At 52.0% G+C, this 22,569-nt stretch carries 16 protein-coding genes and 1 pseudogene; 8 read left to right on the forward strand and 9 right to left on the reverse strand.

Translation table 11 applies throughout. From position 1 onward, the window contains the following. Positions 1-185: 185 nt before the first annotated feature. The 5 genes from bglX to yehW all read left to right on the forward strand — a co-directional run bounded on the left by bglX (position 186) and on the right by yehW (position 6,471). The gene (bglX, locus tag FEK47_RS09290; protein ID WP_138183170.1) at positions 186-2,483 is read left to right on the forward strand and encodes a beta-glucosidase BglX; all 2,298 of its coding nucleotides are present in this window, start codon (positions 186-188) and stop codon (positions 2,481-2,483) included. Positions 2,484-2,734: 251 nt separating this feature from the next. Then, the gene (gene osmF, locus FEK47_RS09295; protein ID WP_135487542.1) at positions 2,735-3,652 is read left to right on the forward strand and encodes a glycine betaine ABC transporter substrate-binding protein OsmF; all 918 of its coding nucleotides are present in this window, start codon (positions 2,735-2,737) and stop codon (positions 3,650-3,652) included. A 6-nt stretch (positions 3,653-3,658) separates the two neighbouring features. Continuing rightward, a complete protein-coding gene (yehY, locus tag FEK47_RS09300; RefSeq protein WP_135487543.1) occupies positions 3,659-4,816 on the forward strand; it encodes a glycine betaine ABC transporter permease YehY in 1,158 nt (385 codons plus the stop codon). Beyond that, positions 4,809-5,735: a glycine betaine ABC transporter ATP binding protein YehX gene (yehX, locus tag FEK47_RS09305; RefSeq protein WP_135487544.1), complete on the forward strand. Its 927-nt coding sequence runs from the start codon at positions 4,809-4,811 to the stop codon at positions 5,733-5,735. The genes yehY and yehX overlap by 8 nt, the downstream gene beginning before the upstream one ends. 4 nt (positions 5,736-5,739) lie before the next feature. Beyond that, entirely contained in the window at positions 5,740-6,471 is a 732-nt protein-coding gene (yehW, locus tag FEK47_RS09310; RefSeq protein WP_135487545.1) for a glycine betaine ABC transporter permease YehW, read from the forward strand. Here the strand turns inward: yehW and FEK47_RS09315 are convergent. Next, positions 6,452-6,559 (reverse strand): protein YohO, encoded by a 108-nt coding sequence (locus FEK47_RS09315; protein ID WP_001216963.1) that lies wholly within the window; start codon positions 6,557-6,559, stop codon positions 6,452-6,454. The genes yehW and FEK47_RS09315 overlap by 20 nt on opposite strands. Before the next feature lie 59 nt (positions 6,560-6,618). Next, entirely contained in the window at positions 6,619-7,350 is a 732-nt protein-coding gene (gene mlrA / locus FEK47_RS09320) for an HTH-type transcriptional regulator MlrA (RefSeq protein WP_135487546.1), read from the reverse strand. A 221-nt stretch (positions 7,351-7,571) separates the two neighbouring features. Between mlrA and btsS the strand changes: the two genes are divergently transcribed. From btsS to FEK47_RS09335, 3 genes are read left to right on the forward strand one after another with little or no spacing between them, the layout of a single operon-like run. Then, complete coding sequence (btsS, locus tag FEK47_RS09325) at positions 7,572-9,257, forward strand: two-component regulatory system sensor histidine kinase BtsS (protein WP_138183171.1); 1,686 nt, start codon at positions 7,572-7,574, stop codon at positions 9,255-9,257. Next, a complete protein-coding gene (gene btsR, locus FEK47_RS09330) occupies positions 9,254-9,973 on the forward strand; it encodes a two-component system response regulator BtsR (RefSeq protein WP_064526878.1) in 720 nt (239 codons plus the stop codon). Before btsS ends, btsR begins: the two co-directional genes overlap by 4 nt. A gap of 46 nt (positions 9,974-10,019) precedes the next feature. After that, positions 10,020-10,490, forward strand: a complete 471-nt coding sequence (locus FEK47_RS09335) for a DUF1456 family protein (protein ID WP_130257535.1) — start codon at positions 10,020-10,022, stop codon at positions 10,488-10,490. Between the two features lie 42 nt (positions 10,491-10,532). Here the strand turns inward: FEK47_RS09335 and FEK47_RS09340 are convergent, their stop codons facing one another. From FEK47_RS09340 to FEK47_RS09370, 7 genes and pseudogenes are all read right to left on the reverse strand, one after another. Next, on the reverse strand, positions 10,533-10,994 hold the full coding sequence (locus FEK47_RS09340; protein WP_135487547.1) for a YehR family lipoprotein: 462 nt from the start codon (positions 10,992-10,994) through the stop codon (positions 10,533-10,535). A gap of 106 nt (positions 10,995-11,100) precedes the next feature. Next, entirely contained in the window at positions 11,101-13,119 is a 2,019-nt protein-coding gene (locus tag FEK47_RS09345) for an SWIM zinc finger family protein (RefSeq protein ID WP_135487548.1), read from the reverse strand. Further along, a complete protein-coding gene (locus FEK47_RS09350) occupies positions 13,116-14,252 on the reverse strand; it encodes a VWA domain-containing protein (protein WP_135487549.1) in 1,137 nt (378 codons plus the stop codon). The genes FEK47_RS09345 and FEK47_RS09350 overlap by 4 nt, the downstream gene beginning before the upstream one ends. Continuing rightward, a complete protein-coding gene (locus tag FEK47_RS09355) occupies positions 14,245-16,524 on the reverse strand; it encodes a DUF5682 family protein (protein ID WP_135487550.1) in 2,280 nt (759 codons plus the stop codon). Before FEK47_RS09355 ends, FEK47_RS09350 begins: the two co-directional genes overlap by 8 nt. A 10-nt stretch (positions 16,525-16,534) precedes the next feature. Beyond that, positions 16,535-17,623, reverse strand: coding sequence for a MoxR family ATPase (locus FEK47_RS09360; protein WP_000074859.1), 1,089 nt, complete (start codon positions 17,621-17,623; stop codon positions 16,535-16,537). A 913-nt stretch (positions 17,624-18,536) separates the two neighbouring features. Next, complete coding sequence (gene yehK, locus FEK47_RS09365) at positions 18,537-18,854, reverse strand: protein YehK (protein WP_135487551.1); 318 nt, start codon at positions 18,852-18,854, stop codon at positions 18,537-18,539. Between the two features lie 60 nt (positions 18,855-18,914). Beyond that, positions 18,915-22,562 (reverse strand): annotated as a pseudogene (locus FEK47_RS09370) (DUF4132 domain-containing protein). Between the last annotated feature and the right edge of the window lie 7 nt (positions 22,563-22,569).

A 22,569-nucleotide genomic window follows, 5' to 3' on the forward strand; every position in this document is an offset into this window, starting at 1 on the left:
TTGTGGTGGCGAAAAAATATCACAAACTAGAATAGCGCCTTGTATGACAATTCAGCGAGTGAATATTTTGAAAATTCAGACAATAAACTGAGCATTCTTTTTCTCTCTCCATCATGCTTATGGCAAACTACGGTTTTTGCACCATTTTCGCTGCCACGTCGGGCAACAAAGGAAGAAAAATCCATATGAAATGGCTATGTTCAGTAGGAATCGCGGTGAGTCTGGCCCTGCAGCCAGCACTGGCGGATGATTTATTCGGTAACCATCCATTAACGCCTGAAGCGCGGGATGCGTTCGTCACCGAACTGCTTAAGAAAATGACAGTTGATGAGAAAATTGGTCAGCTGCGCTTAATCAGCGTCGGCCCGGATAACCCGAAAGAGGCGATCCGCGAGATGATCAAAGACGGTCAGGTTGGGGCGATTTTCAACACCGTAACCCGTCAGGATATCCGCGCCATGCAGGATCAGGTGATGGAATTAAGCCGCCTGAAAATTCCTCTTTTCTTTGCTTATGACGTGCTGCACGGTCAGCGCACGGTGTTCCCGATTAGCCTCGGTCTGGCCTCATCTTTTAACCTCGATGCAGTGAAAACGGTCGGACGTGTCTCTGCTTATGAAGCGGCAGATGATGGCCTGAATATGACCTGGGCACCGATGGTCGATGTCTCGCGCGATCCGCGCTGGGGACGTGCTTCCGAAGGTTTTGGCGAAGATACGTATCTCACCTCAACAATGGGTAAAACCATGGTGGAAGCGATGCAGGGTAAAAGCCCGGCAGATCGCTACTCGGTGATGACCAGCGTCAAACACTTTGCCGCATACGGCGCGGTAGAAGGCGGTAAAGAGTACAACACCGTCGATATGAGTCCGCAGCGCCTGTTTAATGATTATATGCCGCCGTACAAAGCGGGGCTGGACGCAGGCAGCGGCGCGGTGATGGTGGCGCTGAACTCGCTGAACGGCACGCCAGCCACCTCCGATTCCTGGCTGCTGAAAGATGTTCTGCGCGACCAGTGGGGTTTTAAAGGCATCACCGTTTCCGATCACGGTGCAATCAAAGAGCTGATTAAACACGGTACGGCGGCAGACCCGGAAGATGCGGTGCGCGTGGCGCTGAAATCCGGAATCAACATGAGCATGAGCGACGAGTACTACTCGAAGTATCTGCCTGGGTTGATCAAATCCGGCAAAGTGACGATGGCAGAGCTGGACGATGCTGCCCGCCATGTACTGAACGTTAAATATGATATGGGGTTGTTTAACGACCCATACAGCCATTTGGGGCCGAAAGAGTCTGACCCGGTGGATACCAATGCCGAAAGCCGCCTGCACCGTAAAGAAGCGCGTGAAGTGGCGCGCGAAAGCCTGGTGTTGCTGAAAAACCGTCTCGAAACGTTACCGCTGAAAAAATCCGCAACCATTGCGGTGGTTGGCCCGCTGGCAGACAGCAAGCGTGACGTGATGGGAAGCTGGTCGGCGGCAGGTGTTGCCGATCAATCCGTGACCGTGCTGACCGGGATTAAAAATGCCGTCGGTGAAAACGGTAAGGTGCTGTACGCCAAAGGGGCGAACGTTACCAGTGACAAAGGCATTATCGACTTCCTGAATCAGTATGAAGAAGCGGTCAAAGTCGATCCGCGTTCGCCGCAAGAGATGATTGATGAAGCGGTGCAAACCGCGAAACAATCTGATGTGGTAGTGGCTGTGGTCGGTGAAGCCCAGGGGATGGCGCATGAAGCTTCCAGCCGTACCGATATCACTATTCCGCAAAGCCAGCGAGATTTGATTGCGGCTTTGAAAGCCACCGGAAAACCGCTGGTGCTGGTGCTGATGAACGGTCGTCCGCTGGCGCTGGTGAAAGAAGATCAGCAGGCTGATGCGATTCTGGAAACCTGGTTTGCGGGTACGGAAGGCGGTAATGCAATTGCCGATGTGTTGTTTGGTGATTACAACCCGTCCGGTAAGCTGCCAATGTCCTTCCCGCGTTCTGTCGGGCAGATCCCGGTTTACTACAGCCATCTGAATACCGGTCGTCCGTATAATGCCGACAAGCCGAACAAATACACTTCGCGTTATTTTGATGAAGCTAACGGGGCGCTTTATCCGTTCGGCTATGGTCTGAGCTATACCACTTTCACCGTCTCTGATGTGAAACTTTCTGCGCCGACCATGAAGCGTGACGGTAAAGTGACCGCCAGCGTGCAGGTGACGAACACCGGTAAGCGCGAAGGGGCGACGGTGATTCAGATGTACTTGCAGGATGTGACGGCTTCCATGAGTCGTCCGGTGAAGCAACTGAAAGGATTTGAGAAAATCACCCTGAAACCAGGCGAAACTCAGACCGTCAGCTTCCCAATCGATATTGAGGCGCTGAAGTTCTGGAATCAACAGATGAAGTATGACGCCGAGCCTGGCAAATTCAACGTCTTCATCGGCACCGATTCCGCACGCGTTAAGAAAGGCGAGTTTGAGTTGCTGTAATGCTTTAGCAAGGGCGCGACGTTTGCGCCCTTTGCCTGATGTTCACATCTTAACTTGCTGAATTTTCGCCCTTTGTAGGCCGGATAAGGCGCTCGCGCCGCATCCGGCAGGAAACGCCGGACCGAATATGCCTCTTAAGTATTTATCTGATTCTGCAACTGAATCCTTCCGCTCAGGCTAACCCCGCCATTATCAACTATGCTTTTCTCTTAATTCGCTGAAAACAACAGTAAAAGAATGAGGAAAGCATCATGCCACTCTCAAAGCTCTGGACAGGTTCACTGGTTATGTTGGCAGTCGTGAGCCTGCCGCTACAGGCGGCTTCCCCCGTTAAAGTTGGTTCGAAAATCGATACCGAAGGCGCGCTACTCGGCAACATCATCTTGCAGGTACTCGAAAGCCACGGCGTACCGACGGTCAATAAAGTCCAGTTGGGAACCACTCCTGTGGTGCGCGGGGCGATTACTTCCGGTGAACTGGATATCTATCCGGAATATACCGGCAATGGCGCTTTCTTCTTTAAAGATGAAAACGATGCAGCGTGGAAAAATGCCGGGCAGGGCTACGAGAAAGTCAAAAAACTCGATGCAGAGCAAAACAAGTTAATCTGGCTGACGCCCGCGCCTGCGAATAACACCTGGACCATCGCCGTGCGTCAGGATGTTGCAGAGAAAAACAAACTCACTTCGCTTGCTGACCTGAGTCGTTATCTGAAAGAGGGCGGCACTTTCAAACTGGCAGCCTCAGCAGAGTTTATCGAACGCGCCGATGCGTTACCCGCTTTTGAAAAAGCCTATGACTTTAAGCTCGATCAGGAGCAGTTACTGTCACTGGCTGGCGGCGACACGGCGGTAACGATTAAAGCCGCTGCCCAGCAAACCTCTGGCGTTAATGCCGCAATGGCTTACGGCACTGACGGCCCGGTAGCGGCGCTGGGGCTGCAAACCTTAAGCGATCCGCAAGGCGTGCAACCTATCTATGCGCCTGCGCCAGTGGTGCGTGAATCGGTGTTGAAGGAGTATCCGCAAATGGCACAGTGGCTACAGCCAGTCTTCGCCAGCCTCGATGAAAAAACATTGCAGCAACTGAATGCCAGCATTGCAGTGGAAGGACTGGATGCCAAAAAAGTGGCTGCCGACTACCTGAAACAAAAAGGGTGGACGAAGTAATTTCCCGTGACTTATCTACGTATTAATCCTGTTCTGGCGCTGCTGCTGTTGCTGACGGCAATCGCAGCGGCGCTGCCGTTTATCAGTTACGCGCCTAATCGTTTAGTCTCGGGTGAAGGGCGTCATCTCTGGCAGCTGTGGCCGCAAACGATCTGGATGCTGGTGGGCGTTGGTTGCGCCTGGCTGACAGCCTGTTTTATTCCCGCTAAAAAAGGCAGCATTTTTGCACTCATTCTGGCGCAATTCGTCTTCGTATTGCTGGTGTGGGGAGCAGGAAAAGCGGCGACACAACTGGCACAAAACGGCAGTGCGCTGGCGCGTACCAGCCTCGGCAGTGGTTTCTGGCTGGCTGTGGCGCTGGCATTGCTGGCCTGTAGCGATGCCATCCGCCGGATCACCACGCATCCGCTGTGGCGCTGGTTGTTGCATATGCAGATTGCCATTATTCCGCTGTGGTTGCTGTACTCCGGCACGCTTAACGATCTTTCGTTAATGAAAGAATACGCCAACCGTCAGGATGTGTTTGATGACGCGCTGGCACAGCATTTGACGTTGCTGTTTGGTGCGGTGCTGCCTGCGCTGGTGATTGGTGTGCCGCTGGGCGTCTGGTGCTACTTTTCCACTGCGCGTCAGGGGGCGATTTTTTCTCTGCTCAATGTCATTCAGACCGTGCCTTCGGTGGCGCTCTTTGGCCTGTTGATTGCGCCGCTTGCCGCGCTGGTTACTGCCTTCCCATGGCTGGGGAAGCTCGGCATAGCAGGAACCGGAATGACACCCGCACTGATTGCGCTGGTGCTCTATGCCTTGCTGCCGCTGGTGCGCGGCGTGGTAGTCGGTTTGAATCAGATCCCGCGTGATGTGCTGGAGAGCGCCAGAGCGATGGGCATGAGCGGGGCGCAGCGTTTCCTGCATGTTCAGTTACCGCTGGCGTTACCGGTATTTCTGCGCAGCCTGCGGGTGGTGATGGTGCAAACCGTTGGCATGGCGGTGATTGCGGCGTTAATCGGCGCAGGCGGTTTTGGTGCGCTGGTTTTCCAGGGGCTGTTAAGCAGCGCCATTGATTTAGTGTTGCTGGGGGTGATCCCGGTAATTGTTCTGGCGGTGCTTACCGACGCGCTGTTCGATTTGCTTATCGCACTGCTGAAGGTGAAACATAATGATTGAATTTAGCCATGTCAGCAAACTGTTCGGCGCACAAAAAGCCGTTAACGATCTCAATCTCAATTTTCAGGAAGGGAGTTTTTCGGTGCTGATTGGCACATCTGGCTCCGGCAAATCCACCACCCTGAAAATGATTAACCGCCTGGTGGAGCATGACAGCGGAGTGATCCGCTTTGCCGGAGAAGAAATTCGCTCGCTGCCAGTGCTGGAGCTGCGCCGCCGGATGGGCTATGCCATTCAATCTATTGGCCTGTTCCCCCACTGGAGCGTGGCGCAAAACATTGCCACCGTGCCGCAATTACAAAAATGGTCGCGGGCGAGGATTGACGATCGTATCGACGAATTAATGGCGCTACTGGGGCTGGAGTCAAATTTGCGTGAGCGTTATCCGCATCAGCTTTCCGGCGGTCAGCAGCAACGTGTGGGAGTGGCGCGCGCACTAGCTGCCGATCCGCAAGTCTTACTGATGGATGAACCCTTTGGCGCGCTGGACCCGGTAACGCGCGGCGCGTTGCAACAAGAGATGACGCGCATTCACCGTTTGCTGGGGCGCACTATTGTGCTGGTGACCCATGATATCGACGAGGCGCTACGGCTGGCAGAACATCTGGTGTTGATGGATAACGGAGAGGTGGTGCAGCAGGGCGATCCGCTGGCGATGCTTACTCGTCCGGCAAACGATTTTGTCCGCCAGTTTTTTGGGCGCAGCGAACTGGGTGTGCGCCTGCTTTCGTTACGTAGTGTGGCGGATTACGTGCGTCGCGAAGAACGGGCAGAAGGTGAGGCGCTGGCAGAAGAGATGACGCTACGCGATGCGCTCTCCCTGTTTGTTGCGCGGGGATGCGAGGTGCTGCCGGTGGTGAACATGCAGGGGCAGCCTTGCGGTACGCTGCATTTTCAGGATCTGCTGGTGGAGGCGTAAACGTATGAAGATGTTGCGCGATCCGCTGTTCTGGCTCATGGCTCTGTTTGTGGCGCTGATTTTCTGGCTGCCTTACAGCCAGCCGCTGTTTGCTGCCTTGTTCCCACAACTGCCACGACCCGTTTACCAGCAAGAAAGTTTTGCAGCTCTGGCACTGGCTCATTTCTGGCTGGTGGGAATTTCGAGTTTGTTTGCGGTGATCATTGGCACTGGTGCCGGAATTGCTGTCACTCGCCCGTGGGGCGCGGAATTTCGCCCAATGGTGGAAACTATTGCCGCCGTTGGGCAGACTTTTCCGCCTGTCGCGGTGCTGGCGATTGCCGTTCCGGTAATTGGGTTTGGTCAGCAACCGGCGATTATCGCGTTGATCCTTTACGGCGTGCTACCCATCTTGCAGGCGACACTTGCCGGTCTGGGAGCGATTGATGCCAGCGTGACCGAAGTTGCCAAAGGCATGGGAATGAGCCGTAGTCAGCGACTGCGCAAAGTCGAGTTACCGCTGGCAGCGCCGGTGATTCTGGCGGGCGTGCGGACTTCGGTGATTATCAACATTGGCACGGCGACGATCGCCTCAACGGTAGGAGCCAGCACGCTGGGTACGCCGATCATCATCGGGCTTAGCGGATTTAATACCGCTTATGTGATTCAGGGAGCGTTACTGGTGGCACTGGCGGCGATCATCGTAGACCGCCTGTTTGAACGGCTGGTGCAGGCGCTTAGCCAGCACGCAAAATAAAGGTATAACCTGCGAGCATGACGCCACCAATTCCGCCTAACGCCATAAACAGGAACAGGGCGATGACCCCAATTTTAGCTATGCGCATAATGCACTCCTTATGTTAATGAAAGGATTGTACAGTAAAGCGCATTTGTTAACGAATCATTAAATGCCAAGCGGGAAAATATCATGCCCTTGTTCCTGCCAACTGGTGAGTTGCTGCTGTTGGGCGGGAGTCTGATTTTCACCGCACCACACCAATAGCGTACGGCCTTCAAACAGTTCCGGGCGGAGTTGGTTGAGCGAGTGGGCGAGGACATCAATGCGCCACCCTTGTTGACTGGCAATCCAGCCCTCCAGCCACAAACGGGTGGTATCCTGAATATTCCAGCCAACCACCAGCGCATCTTTGCCCTGTTTTTTACGTGCCGAAGCCAGGCAAATGGCGATGTAGTTGATCAGTACGCCGTCCAGAATCGCCAGTAATGCCTGGAGAGTCGGTTGTTGGCATTGAAGCCGTCGGCGCAGAGGAATAAACAGGTGCGTGGTGAGCGTCTGGGCGGGGTAATCCTGGCCGCGCTCTTTGATCCACATTCGTAAACTCTGGAGATTACCGCTTTGCAGGTAATTAAGCAGCATTTCTTGCTGGTCGCGCCAGCCGTTCTGCACATCAATATTCTCATTACTGAGCAGCATTTTAACTTTGCTGACCTGCACGCCGTTGTCGATCCAGCGCTTGATCTCCCGGATCCTGTCGATATCCGCATCGTTAAACAGGCGATGTCCGCCGTCTGTCCGCTGCGGTTTCAATAACCCGTAACGCCTCTGCCACGCGCGTAACGTGACAGGATTGATATCACAAAGCAACGCCACTTCACCAATTGTGTAAAGCGCCATCGTTTCACCCTTGCTTGCGAGGTCCCAGCATAACTGTAGACGTTCTTTTATGAACCAGGTAGTTTTGGCCGTTTTTTGATCTCGATTAGGATGATTTTGTTTTTGCCAGGTTGTTTTGAGTGATCGTACTCACGATTTTTCATTTTTCTGCAACAGTTCAAAGAAAGTTGAACGCGAGCAATGTATGTTACGCGTTTTAAAGGGACGTGTGGTTTGCGGGTATGTACGATTTTAATCTGGTGTTGCTGCTGCTTCAGCAGATGTGCGTTTTTCTGGTCATTGCGTGGTTAATGAGTAAAACGCCATTATTCATACCATTAATGCAGGTCACAGTTCGTCTGCCGCATAAATTTCTCTGCTATATCGTCTTTTCCATCTTCTGCATCATGGGCACCTGGTTCGGGCTGCACATTGACGATTCTATTGCCAATACCCGGGCCATAGGCGCGGTAATGGGCGGCTTACTCGGTGGTCCGGTAGTGGGCGGACTGGTTGGTCTGACCGGCGGTCTACATCGATATTCGATGGGGGGCATGACTGCGCTGAGTTGCATGATCTCGACGATCGTCGAAGGATTGCTCGGCGGGCTGGTACATAGCATCCTGATCCGCCGCGGGCGTACCGATAAAGTCTTTAACCCCATTACCGCTGGTGCCGTCACGTTCGTCGCGGAAATGGTGCAAATGCTGATCATCCTGGCGATTGCCCGACCTTATGAAGATGCGGTGCGTCTGGTGAGTAATATCGCTGCGCCGATGATGGTAACCAACACCGTGGGCGCGGCGCTGTTTATGCGCATTTTGCTTGATAAGCGCGCGATGTTTGAAAAATACACCTCAGCTTTTTCCGCTACCGCGCTGAAAGTTGCGGCCTCGACGGAAGGCATTTTGCGCCAGGGCTTTAACGAAGTGAACAGCATGAAGGTGGCCCAGGTGCTGTATCAGGAGCTGGATATTGGCGCGGTAGCGATTACCGATCGCGAGAAACTGTTGGCTTTTACTGGTATTGGTGACGACCATCATTTACCAGGGAAACCGATTTCTTCGGCATATACCTTAAAAGCCATTGAAACCGGAGAAGTGGTCTACGCCGATGGCAACGAAGTGCCTTATCGTTGCTCTTTGCATCCGCAGTGCAAGTTAGGCTCAACGCTGGTGATCCCTCTGCGTGGTGAAAATCAGCGGGTGATGGGTACCATCAAATTGTATGAAGCTAAAAATCGGCTGTTCAGCTCGATTAACCGCACGCTGGGTGAGGGGATTGCACAACTGCTTTCGGCGCAGATCCTCGCCGGGCAATATGAGCGGCAAAAAGCGATGCTCACCCAGTCAGAGATCAAACTGCTTCACGCCCAGGTCAATCCCCATTTTTTGTTTAATGCACTTAACACCATCAAAGCTGTGATCCGCCGTGACAGCGAACAGGCCAGTCAGCTGGTGCAGTATCTTTCCACTTTTTTCCGCAAAAACTTAAAGCGGCCTTCGGAGTTTGTTACTCTCGCTGACGAAATTGAACATGTGAATGCTTATCTGCAAATTGAAAAGGCGCGTTTCCAGTCGCGGTTGCAGGTCAACATTTCTATTCCGGAGGCGTTATCTCAACAGCAGTTACCCGCATTTACCCTGCAACCAATAGTGGAAAACGCCATCAAACATGGGACATCACAACTGCTGGAAACAGGGCGAGTGGCAATTAGCGCCCGACGTGATAGGCAACATTTAATGCTGGAGATCGAAGACAATGCCGGTTTGTATCAACCGGCAACCAATGCCAGCGGGCTGGGGATGAATCTGGTGGATAAGCGTTTACGTGAACGGTTTGGCGATGACTATGGGATAAGCGTCGCCTGTGAGCCTGATAGTTACACCCGAATAACGTTACGACTGCCATGGAGGGACGAGGCATGATTAAAGTCTTAATTGTTGATGATGAACCGTTAGCACGGGAAAACCTGCGTGTGTTTCTGCAGGAGCAGAGTGATATTGAAATTGTCGGCGAATGTTCAAACGCCGTAGAAGGGATCGGCGCGGTGCATAAACTGCGCCCGGATGTGCTGTTTCTCGATATCCAGATGCCGCGTATCAGCGGTCTGGAAATGGTTGGCATGCTTGACCCGGAACATCGCCCGTATATTGTTTTTCTCACCGCGTTTGACGAATACGCTATAAAAGCCTTTGAAGAACATGCCTTTGATTATCTATTGAAGCCGATTGATGAAGCGCGGCTGGAGAAAACACTGGTGCGTTTGCGACAGGAGCGCAGCAAGCAGGATGTTTCGCTGTTACCGGAAAATCAGCAGGCGCTGAAATTTATCCCTTGTACGGGGCATAGTCGGATTTATTTGCTGCAAATGAAAGATGTGGCATTTGTCAGCAGTCGGATGAGCGGTGTCTACGTTACCAGTCACGAAGGGAAAGAGGGCTTTACCGAACTGACATTACGTACCCTGGAGAGTCGTACACCACTACTACGCTGCCATCGTCAGTATCTGGTTAACCTCGCGCATTTACAGGAGATTCGCCTGGAAGATAACGGTCAGGCCGAGTTGATTTTGCGTAATGGATTAACCGTCCCTGTCAGCCGCCGTTATCTGAAAAGTTTAAAAGAGGCGATTGGCCTGTAAAAGACTGCTAAAATGGCTTTTTGCCTCATTAACACCCGAAGGCCTCATGCTAAGTAACGATATTCTGCGCAGCGTGCGCTACATTTTGAAAGCCAACAATAATGACCTGGTGCGTATCCTGGCGCTGGCTAATGTTGAAGCCACCGCGGAACAGATCGCCGTCTGGCTACGTAAAGAAGACGAAGAGGGTTTTCAGCGTTGTCCGGACATTGTTTTGTCTTCATTCCTGAATGGTTTGATTTACGAAAAACGCGGCAAGGATGAGTCTGCTCCGGCACTGGAGCCGGAACGTCGCATTAATAACAACATCGTGCTGAAAAAATTACGCATCGCGTTTTCACTGAAAACCGATGACATTCTGGCGATCCTCACCGAACAACAGTTCCGTGTTTCGATGCCGGAAATTACTGCGATGATGCGTGCACCGGATCATAAAAACTTCCGTGAATGCGGCGATCAATTCTTGCGTTATTTTCTGCGTGGACTGGCAGCGCGCCAGCATGTGAAGAAAAGCTAAGATGGGCATGGCGGCCATGCGAAGAACATGGCCGCCGACAGATTATTTCACTTCTTTAAAACCAGCAGCAGCCATGACCAGTTCAATCTGCTTCATGCTGACACCTTTGCTGGTATCTTCATCACTCATCTTGATACCGGAAATGCCCTGCAGGGCTTTCAGATCAACTTTTTCCATATCGATATTTACATTTTCCTGCGCGTAAGTATCGGTATAGGTTAATTTTTCTTCAACGCCCGGAATGTTTTTGTATTTGGCGCTTAATGGCTCAAGTTTCTTAGCCGCATCTTCTTTGGTGGTTGCACCAATGGTTGCAAACTGAATTTTGGTTTCTGAAGATTGCTTAATCACTTTGTCGCCTTTGTAGACATAAGTAATGGCAATTTCAGTACCGTTCAGATTAGCGCTAAATTTCTTAGATTCTTCTTTGTCACCGCAGCCTGCGAGAGAGAAAACCAGAACAGATGCAACTACGAGGGAAAACAGCTTGTTGAAAGCCTTCATGTAAAACTCCATTTTATCAAAATCAGGAAACTGGTGACTCTCACCAGGGCGCTATAGGATATGCCTAATATAACGGCTTGAGCAGTCCGGAAATGGAGTAGCTCTCTTAATAAAAAGCATTTTCTCCTTCCTGGTACTCAAGCAACGGTAATAATTGTTCGCAAAGTAAAACGCAACTATTCAATGTTTCTATTAGTGTCTCACCTTCCGTATGACGCCATTGATTCAACACATGCGCCAGCCGATAAAACCCCGTCGAGGTTAAATCTATTGCCAGCAACTCAGCCTGACTAATGATGCTCTGTTCCTGATAGCGCCAGCCGTTGTGTAGCAATTGAATGAGCAACGCCTGACAGCGCATCAGCAACTGATGAGCGGTGGATGGCGCAGGAAGAACGCACGCTGAAGGTAGTGCTGCAACAGGCGCGGTTTCAGCGTCCAGCGCCCAGGCTCTGGTTTGGGTCATCATGACTCGAGGTTCCAGCGTTAACTGTCCTTCAACAAAACTGACGAATCCAGAAACCAGACTCACAGGATCATCCTGCTGTTGTAAAAGTGCCGCCATGCGTTCAGTGGCAAAGGGCGCGCAGGCAGAGGCTGGCAGCGATAACGTCAGCACATTATTTTCACCTTCGCCGCTAATCACCTGCGCATCCAGCGTCTGGCGACTGCTGTCCCATCCCAGCGAAATACACTCCGCCACCGGCAGAATAAATAAATTATCCACCTGATTAAGCGGCCGGACGCAGACTGGCGGGCGCTGGTGTAAGTATTCCCGCAAAGCTTCAATGCCGGGCTGGCGCAACGGCGCACTCAGCATTTGCCAGGCATCGGGCGACAGTGGGACAACGCTACTTAAGCGGTTGCGGGTAGCTAACAGCAGCTCGCCTTCGGCACTGCGACGCGCGGCTTGTGAAACAATTTGCCCACCTGCCAGTGCGCCAGCCTGAAAACTAAACAGCCGACGTGTGGCTGCCGGTGAGTTTTCCTGTTCGTTTCTCGGCCAACTGCGCGAAAGGTGCAAAATACTGCCGGTGTCGGGATCGGTGAACCAGATGCGTAAACCATACTGCTCATTATCCTGCCAGCAACGCATACCTAGCGACACCAGCCGCAGATGATCAAGCTTTGCTTCTCCGGCAATGCCTGCGCCAACGACCGTGCGCCACGGCATGGTAGGAATTTCACCAACACTGTCGCGGCGTGCCATTTCTTGTGCACTGTTAAAGCGACAGGTTAACGCCGCAAGCTGACGCAAGCATTCTCCGGCATGATAATGGCTGGCGCGGGCGTGGAAGGCATCAACGCTGGCGCGCAGTTGCCGTAGCGATTCACTCACCCATCGCCAGTTGCAGGTCTCTGCCGCCTGCAATGCACGGCTGAATGCGGCCTCGTAATGGATGAGCGGCTGGCTGATGCCGCCCAGCCATAATGCCTGGCTTAATTGCTGAACATATTGACGACACGTTTTGCCTTCTTCGCTGGCAAACGGATCGTCAGATGATGCGGCGTGTTCGCTGCGCATCTGCCAGATCAAATGGTTAAATTCCGCTTGCTGAGTTTTGGCCTCGACGAAGGCCTGCACAGCCAGTGCTACATGTTCACACAGCGTGCCTTCAATACAATCACAGCGTGCGAAACGAATGCTGCTGCGGGAATAAAAACGCACATCACTCATCGGCAATCGGGCAGAGGGAATTTCGCCCGGCGCACAGAACAACTCGATGCTGATGCCTTTGGCGACCAGGGCTTGTGCACGTTTACGGGTGGCATCGGGTAGGGTTGCCAGCTCTCCCAGCCAGATTGCTGGATCCCACTCTTCTTCTTTTTCCGTGGGCTGGGCGGTAGCGCAAAGTCGTTGATAACTTAACACCAGCATCACGCGATGACGGCACATGCCGCTGGCCCCGCAGGTGCACTGAGCCTCTTTCAGTGCCTGACCGTTCGCCAGCTGGGTACGGACACCGTCACTGAATGTGGCGAGTAAAACACCGTTCTCATGGCTGATTTCCGGAATGTTGCCATTTTCCAGTTCCTTAAGACTGCGCTTCACAAAACCGGCATTGCTTAACGCCGTCAGCGCCTGCGGTGTCAGTTCTAATAATTCCGGACGTAGTGAATTCATGACTGAAGATTCTCCGCCAGCCATGATGCCAGCTCGCCCGGTGTCATCGCGGCTATTTGTGCACCGACATTAACCAGCGCCTGGGCCGTATCGCGGTCATAACATGGCGTTGCTGTGCTATCGAGCGCTGCCAGTCCCAGCACTTTGATACCGCTCTGGACACACTTTTTCACCTGATGCGTCAGCAATGATGATGAACCCCCTTCATAAAAATCGCTCACGAGGATAATGATGCTTTTTGCTGGTTGTTCAATAAGTTGCCGACCATACTCCACGGCACTGGCGATATTGGTCCCGCCGCCCAACTGTACTTTCATTAATAACTCTACCGGATCGGCAACGTCTGCCGTGAGATCAACCACGCTGGTGTCAAAAGCAACCAGATGGGTACGAATGCCGGGTAACTGCCATAAACAGGCCGCCATCACCGCAGAGTGGATCACCGAATCGACCATCGATCCGCTTTGATCAACCAGTAAGACCAGTTGCCATTGTTCACTGTGGCGCTTAATACGGCTGTTAAAGCGGGGGGATTCGATATACAACTTGCCATGTTGCGGGTGCCAGTGTTGCAGGTTGGCTCGCAGAGTACTTTTGAAATCGAAATTACGTGCCAGTGGAATAAATGAGCGGCGACGGCGATCGCGGACACCAGAAAAAGCCTGACGAACCTCCTTTGCCAGTCGTGCCATAATTTCTTCAACAACCTGGCGCACTATCCGGCGGGCGGCAGCCAGTACTTCGGGATTCATCAGATGTTTGGTGTGCAAAACGGCGCGTAGCAGGCTTTCAGAAGGCTGCATACGTTCCAGCACATCGAGATTTGTCACCACATCTTCAATGCCGTAGCGCAGCACGGCATCGCTTTCCAGCCGCTCAATCACCTGTTGTGGAAACAGCGTGTGAATACTGTTGATCCACTCAGGGGTGGTGAGATTTGAGCCACCTAATCCACCGGAGCGTTCACCACGCTGAAGCCGTTCAGGATCGCGCCCGTACAGCCACTCCAGCGCGTGGTCTATCTGCCGGGCATTGTCATCCAGTCCACAAAGCGTCGTTTCTGCCGCTTCGCCAAGAATTAATCGCCAGCGTTGAAGCTCACGGGTAGTCAGAAGATCGTTCAGTTCAGACATGGAAAACTCCCCAGTGTTGCAGCGATGCCAGTGCCTGCTGTTCGAGTTGTTGATGGTGTGCAATGGCTTGCGGTGGACAATGCAACGGCATTTGCAGCGCCGAAACGGGAAGTTGCGCCAGTTGATAATGCTCAAGCACCTGATGCGCCAGCGTCCCGCGTTCTCGTGGCGGTAGCCAGGCCATCGCCGCGCGTAAATCGGGCAGGGCGTTAATAAAATCGGCATCACTCAGTTGATTTAAATGACTGCTGAAACCGGTGATAAATGCCGGCTGACAGGCCAGTTGATGGCGGGCCAGCGCCAGCAAACCGTGCAGCGCTTCGCCGGATTGTGCCGGGGATAATTGCGCCAGCATCGTCAGCGCCGCTTCGGCACTGGCGTTGGGATGTTCCAGACGCATTAGTGCGCCAAGAGCCGCGCCGCGATCCAGTGCCGGGGCATGAACCGCCTGACTGCGGCGATCCAGTAAGGCCACCGCCGCAGAAAGAGAAACGCCGGGGAGCTGCACACCGCTATGCAGATCGCGCAGGATATGACACAAGGCTTGCCAGCTATGCAGGTGAGCGTGAAACTCCTTTTCATCCGGTCTTCCGTTAGATTCACACAGCCACAGCGTGCGATCGATAGCCGCGCATAACGTCGTTTGTAATATCTGCGCGCCTTGCATACCGCTAATTTCATCCAGCCGCCATAAGGCATATAGCACTTCCAGCGCCTGGCCCATTTCGGCAAATTGATTTTCCTGGGCGATTAATAATGTGAGTTGTTCCAGTAATTGTTGACTGAAGGACGCCAGACCCGCTAACGCCGCCTGGCTAAGACATGTGGTGATACTGCCGATTCCGCCCGCTTCCAGCATATCGGCTTCTAATTTATTGCGTGCGGCTTCCTGGAGTGTGGCACCAAAACAGGCGGCCTCAATCAATGCCGCATGTTGGCTAAGCGGGCGGGTTAATTTCCAGTGTTCTTCACCGTTGCCTGCAAGTGTCAGTGTACTTCCCTGCTGGCGCACAATCCCTGGGATCTCCAGTATTGCCAGCCGATGTAACACCTGACTTTGCGCTAATCCATCGGGGGTAAAGCGATTCAACGTCAGGTCGGATGGAAGAGTGATTTTGCTACGTTCCAGTTCGCAGGTGACATCTTTTGGCAGAGGCGGTTGTGGCGTAGAAGGGGCAAGTTTACCGAATCCGTCACCCGCTAATGTGTCTATCAACGTTAGCAGAATCGGATCGGTATCGGGATGAATAACGCCGCGATAGCTCCACGGCAACGGCGCATTCAGGGCTTCTTTAATCAGCGAGCCTGCTATGGCATCCAGCCAGTCAGTGCGTAACGGTAGTGTATGACCGCGCAACTGTGCCAGCGCCATCGCATGCAGATGAGCGGCAGCCATATCCGCGGTCGAAGCAGGCAAGTGATGCTGGCGCAAACGGGTAAGAACCGTTTTTAGCAGTTGTTCTCCCGCCTGCCGCAAGCCCCACTGCCAGCACCAGTTTTGCCAGACCGGGGCAGGCATACCGGAAAGGTATCCAGCCAGCACATCAAGGCGCTTTTCGCTGTATGGCGTGAGATAGCAACCTGTAACGGCCTCATCCTGTGCGGGCAATTCTGGCTTGTTAATTTCCTGCGGACATTCGCGCCACATTTTTGCCAGTGCAGGAGCGTGCCAGCCGCCGCAGACGACTAACACGTCGCCATTATTTTGCTGCATCGCCCATGCAATCCAGCGGGCCATAAAGGCTTCGCGCTGACGATTGAGTGCATCGCCGGGGGAGTCGCCGCGCAGTTGGGCAAAATAGTGCGCCAGTGCAGAGGGTAATGCAGTTTGCTGGCTTTCATCTTCGAACAAGTGATCCCACAGGGCGTCGCTGTTATCCATGCGGGTGGTACGCAGCAGCAAGGTCTGGCTTTCCTCTTGCGTATCAGGCGAATCGTCCTCTTCTTCACTCTGCGCCCAGCAAGGCAAATCGATGAAGTAAGTTTGTGCCTGAATACGACGAGCGGCTTGTAGCGCCTGCCACTCCGGCGAAAATTCAGCAAATGGGGTCCAGGCACCACGCCCGGGGGCCGCACCGTCCTGATACTGGCAATAACTGTAAATAGCTACCGGAAGCTGGTGGGCTAACAACAGTTCGTCTACCCGGTCATTAAAATCAGCCGGGCCTTCAATCAACACGTATCGTGGCCGCTGGCTTTCGATTAACGATTTCACCAGCTGGGTGCAGGCCGGACTATGATGCCGGATGCCGACAATTAACGGCTCGCTCATGCATCTTTCCTCACGGCAGGCGGTGGCGGGCTTGATAATAAGCCTGCCAGTGAGCTTCTTTATGTGTGGCGACACGCTGTTCGAAGTAACGGCGCAGACGAGCGCGATCTTCTTCGTTATCTTTGACGATGGTTCCGGCAATACAGTCCACCAGATCGGCTGGCTCACCTGCGCGATTCGCTAAAAACCAGGCGCGGACGCCCACGGCGTGGGCCACGTTCACGGCTTCAGCGGTGGACATAATCGCTGTTAGTGTATCCATTGACGTTTTCTTTTCGCCGTTGGCACGCAGATCGCGGAAGGTGCGTACCAGTAACTCCAGTACCGCGTCAGGCACTTTATGCGGAATACCGCTATGGGCCAGCAAACGCGCCGAAGCACTGGCGACCAGTTCCAGCTCCTGGGCGAAATCCATAATCGGAAAGACAGTTTCAAAATCGAAGCGACGCTTTAGCGCGGCACTCATCTCATTGACGCCGCGATCGCGGGTATTGGCAGTGGCAATAATATTAAAGCCTTCTCGCGCATAGAGCTGACTGGCTTCACCGGTGAGTTCCGGCACCGTCATAACCCGGTCAGAAAGCATACCTAACAGACAGTCTTGCACTTCCAGCGGTGTACGCGTTATCTCTTCAAAACGGACGATTTTGCCGTCGCGCATTCCCTGGTAAAGCGGGGCTGGGACCAGCGCTTCCGTTGATGGACCATGATTGATAAGCAGGGCGTAGTTCCAGCCGTACTTGATTTGATCTTCGGTGGTAGATGCGCCGCCCTGAATGGTTAACCCGGCATCGCCGCTAATAGCGGTTGCCAGTAATTCAGACAGGAGAGATTTTGCGGTGCCCGGTTCCCCCACCAACATCAAACCGCGTCCGGTGGCAAGAGTGACTAACATACGTTCGACAGCGGAGGGACTAATCACCACTTTACGGCTAATATTTTGCGCGCTATCGCCAAGGATAAAAGCACGGGCCGCGGGCAAACTTAACTGCCAACCGGGCGGACATGGGGCGTTATCATTTTGTTTTAATTTTGCCAGTTCATCGGCGTATAACACAGCAGCAGGCGGACGCTGCAGATGATTATTCTGCGGTGACATATATTCATCCCTGAAATGTATTAATGAAATAAACGATATTTTACGCGAAATAACTGTTTGGCGCATTAGTTGTTTGGGCGGAAAATATCTGGAAAGCAGATCACAGTAAATAAAAAAACCTGCTGGTGAGGCAGGTTCTTTTATTTACTATTTTCAGGCCTAACACCACAGCCTGTGCAACATCGTGTTCCAACGAACGAATTATAACCACGGCTGGACCCCGTTGCAATTAAGATAATGAGATTTATAATCCAGGCCGTTGGGACGTTGCGCCGGATCGAACCAATTTTAAGTCCTGGCTGCCGGACGGGTGGTGCTGCAGGTGGTGCCCTGATCCGGAGTGCAACATCGTGGTCCAACATACGTAAACCAGTATCGACAGGCAGTGTAAGGGTAAGGTGCTGGTATTGCGCTCCTTAATAAGGAGAGCGGATGGACACGCTGACACAAAAGTTAACCGTGCTCATTGCTGTACTGGAGCTATTAGTAGCTCTGTTACGGTTGATTGATTTGTTGAAGTAACGGGCAAATTGAAACGCATCTAAGGGGGAAAACCGCTTCCCCCTTTAATAAAATGATTACTGTTTTTATTAATTCATCATATAACTCATTTTTATTTATAAATTCATCGATTTTATATTCAACGTACCATTTGACCGGGATGTGAATGTTTATGGTGGGCTATTGGCAAAAAATATCTGGAAAGTAGATCGCAGAAAATAAAAAACCTGCTGGTAAGGCAGGTTCTTTTATTTACTACTTTGATGTTAAGTTACTGATAGTGCAACATTTCGTACCAACGAATAAATTATAACCATATCCACGCTCCATTGCAATTCAGTGAGTGAGATTTATAATTCTGCCCGTTGGGAGGTTGTGCCGGATCGGACCAATTTGAATTATTTAGAGTATATTATTCTATTTCTTGGTTGAATATATTCTGTAGTTCACGATTAAAAATTGCTATTACCATTTCAGGTGATTCACCTCGTAATTTCCGCTCATCAATACACTCATCTCTTATATAAATCAATGCATCATTTATTAGCGGGTCAGCATCTTCTCGATCACGTTGATGAAATGTTGGACGTAGCCGGAATCGCTCCAGTCGATAGACGGAACCTGTAAATAATTCAGAGCATTTATGGATCTCAAGTCTGAAGGAAAACGGATCTTCAGGTACAGGGACCTCATAATCGTAAATAGCAACCAGCTCTTTTTGCACGATCATCGCTTTCCCCGCTGGTAAGTCGTGTTGATAACGGGCAGTTGCATCACTGCCCGCTGTGTTTTAATGGAAAATGACGTCAGGTGCGCTTAACGCCTCACTCAAATCAAACACATCAAGTTCGGCAAAAGTGACGGATTTATTGTCACGGTACACTCGAAGAGAACGGAAGCCCATTAGCGCTTTGCTATCAACATTGTAGTGGTTAAAACCGGGTGAAAACTTAAGGACCAGCCGGTACTCGCCCAAGTCATAGACAAATGCGTCCTCATAGCCTGACTCCCAGCCTTTGTATCGCATTCCCATAAGTTGCCCAACGGTAGCGGATTTACCTTCCCAGCGAGTCAGGCTGTTACTGGTTGACTCGTCAGGCGTGAGCAGTACCGCGCGCCGCGCCAACTGGCGAAAAGGCGGCATAATTTCGTAATCGGCAAAAAGCTGTGCAAATTCACTGAGCATTTCTGCTGTCATTTCTAACGGGTGGGCAATGCCAATCAGAGCGTCCGCAGGCAGGTCAATTGGCTCATCTTGTGCATTGCAGAATTCCCCCTCTGCGGCCACACGAAAGGCGTTGAGTAAACGTCGCGGTTCATTTGCCAGATAAACGCCCCATATCAGTCGCTGGGTAACCAGGCGAGTAAATGGATGATTAACAAAGAGAGAATTAAAATCTGCCAGCGACCAGCGTCGGGTGGTGCGCAGGGCAGTTTCAAGACGCGGGAGCAGGTTTTTGCTCACCTGAGTGGCATCTTTTTTTAGCCCTTTTAATCGGGCCAGTGCCTCGGGCGCTTTCAGTTGATCGTCATCGGCGCGCAACCGGGGAACGCTTTTCTGGCGAACGTTTTGTTGATCGTAGATAACCGGGTTGAGGTTTTCATCGAAGCGAACGGTAAACTGCCGTGGACCAAAATCAAAAATCAACGCCTGTGGATCATCAAGACCCAGTGTTGGGACTAATCTGTCCGCTAACTCTTCCGGGCTTAGTCCGCGATTTTCTGCGACCACCTGAAGAAATTCCGCTGCGTTTTCACGTAATGAAGGGGATTTCGCCCGTTGCGATATATGATGCAGCTGTATCAGCGCCATATCATTATTCATCAGGGTAAGGATGTTCAGGCCACTGACAGCACGGGCAGATTTGCCTTCTTGTGGCCAGGCGAGGATCAGTGTCGTCAGTGCCCGTGCCGTGCTTTCGTCGCCAAAGAGACTTAACGCCAGAAATGCCCAGTTGTCTTTTGCGGGGGCGCCAGCTTGTTGCCACGCGGTAAAGAGATCCCAGGCAAAAGTGGCCAGCGTTTGCGGTTGGCAGAACGTTTTCAGTTGTTCCAGCCCGCTATAAAAACGTCCACCCTGGGTAAAGCGCAGCATTTCGCCGATAATTTCCAGAGCGTCATTAGTAACAGGCTGATTATTCGTGATAAGGCGCGGCCTGGACCACATTGTCGGATGCCAGAAATCAGGAGCTTTTGGAATGCGTGCCGGGTAAATCTCTATTGGACTCTGTTTAAGTAATTGCTCCAGGGCAGGCTATACATCTGTACGCTGCCAGCGATTGGCTACAGTTTGTAGCAATTCGCCATGCCCATGTTCGTAAAGTAAACGCAGGGCAAGTAATGCAGCTTCGCTATTATCGCTGGATTTGGTGAAGACAAGAGGGATAAGTGCAGTAGCCGTATGTTCCGGCCATTGTAAAATCCACTGGCAAGCCAGATTACGCTGGCCCGCAAAACGGTGCCAGACGCGAGCAACGGGCAGGGCCAGTTCTGTTGCGCCGAAATGAATCAGCAGCGGAAATATCTCTTTTGGATGTCGGGCAAAGGCGGTGTTTAATCCAGGCAAAGCATCGGTACCCAGCACACTTAACAGATATTCCCCCCCGGTGTAATGAAAATCAGCCTCGACAATTTGTTGCCAGCACGATACTGCCATTTCGCGCGGCATTTGCGCGATAAGGTACAGATTCCATATCCCCCAACGCTTTTCATTACCATAGTAAAATCCGTGCTGAAAAGTTCGCCACCCTTCCATCAACGCAATGCTATCTTGTGCCAGTAATGATTTGGTGGCTTCTTCCCGGTACTGTTTAGATTTGGCCTGATGCGCGTGATAAGTACGCAATAGTCCTATTGATGTGTATTCTTGCAGTTGCTGAGCATCAAAGGCATCCAACTGTCCATTAAGAAGATGCTTATTAAATTCCAGACTAGGAACGTCAAAACCTAATTCCCGCAAGAAGGTATCCGCCCCTCTGTTAGCAAGACGTTCGTCAAAAGACATGGCGCTAAAATGGTCAATTGCAATTTGCTGTTCCGGCTTCCAGTGTTTATTCGGCGACCTGTACGTTTGCGGTGCAAGCGTAAGATCAGGCAGCGAAAAGTGAGGTATGGAAGTCTTTTTCTTCCGCCCACGCCATGGTGGTGAAACGAGGATTTCAGGCATTTGGCTGTTATCGGTGCTATCAATAACTGGTTTGGGCGGTGCCGATAAATAACTCTTCAGCACTGCCCGGGCTTGAGTACTTAACCACTGCATCACCTCTTCTGCCAGTTGTGGCTGCGATGCCATCAGCGTTTGTAACAGCGTACGCCAGTATTCATCGCGTGCTTTTTGCTGTGCAGGCAGCTTTTTGTCTTCAATGATTGGATAACCAGGGCGCGCAGGTGGTTCTTTTAACGCCAGCAGTTCTGCCTGTGCGGCGAGCGTCGCATGGGGGAAGTTTTTACTGTATTTAGCCACACGTTGCAGGCTGGGTTTGTTTTTATCAGCAACTAACAGCAAGGTGCGGATGACTTGCGGATGGTTAATTTGTACTAACAGACTGCCGCAATCTTCTTTATGGGCATACATTGCCAGGCGCGGAACGGCTGCCAGTCCTTGTTCGCGCAAAAGAGCGGCGCAGGCCGCATAGCCAAAGCGGTTTTCATGCGACATGTAGCTGGCTTCGCGATCGCTAAATATATCCTGGCTCCAGTAGCGTTCGAGTTTTCTCACCGCTTTGGGGTCAGTAGCAACAACTTTTAACCACTCCTTAGAATGAAAATGAGTTCGCGGGCATTCAAGGCTTACCAACTCATTGGCGATTTCTGGTTTTTCCGGGAGGATCAGCGCAATAAAAGGGCGGCGAACTTTGGTTATTCCTGGCAGTGCGGCAATGAGTTTGTCGGCGCAACGCTGCCAGCAGCTTTCCTCTGCCAGAGAGAGATGCTTACGCAGTCGGAGATCGAATTCGTTATAGGTTTCTGAGCGATAACCATAGCCATAGTCTTCGTTCTGATACTGCAATGTGACTACCAGAGGATCACTCTCATAACACCGTGCAATAAACTGGCGTGCAATCACCACCTCAGTCGCATATTCCAGCCCCTCTTGTTGGACGATTTCGTCGAGCAACTGTTGGCTGTCCTTTTGCGCGATACAGGCTAGCGCCGCCATTGTCAGGGCCGGGATTGAGGGTTTGTGTTCGCCGATCAAGTTGATGGCCTGCGTGATGGCGGACTGCCACTCCAGTGAAAAATTTTCATAATGCCAGACAATGTTTTTTTTCTTCCCAGCTTTTTGTAGCAATTCATCACCCAGTGTCTGGATGAGGTTTTCAGTGATAACAGGCACCGGTTCGCCCGGCCAATTGCGATGGCTGAGTGGTGTTTTGCCTTTTTTATATTTCAGTTCCACTTGGGCGTTATCCGCCAGCCACGGTAATTCCTTGTCCATGCTCTTT

It is taken from the genome of Escherichia sp. E3659 (assembly GCF_005781135.1).
Taxonomy (GTDB): domain Bacteria; phylum Pseudomonadota; class Gammaproteobacteria; order Enterobacterales; family Enterobacteriaceae; genus Escherichia.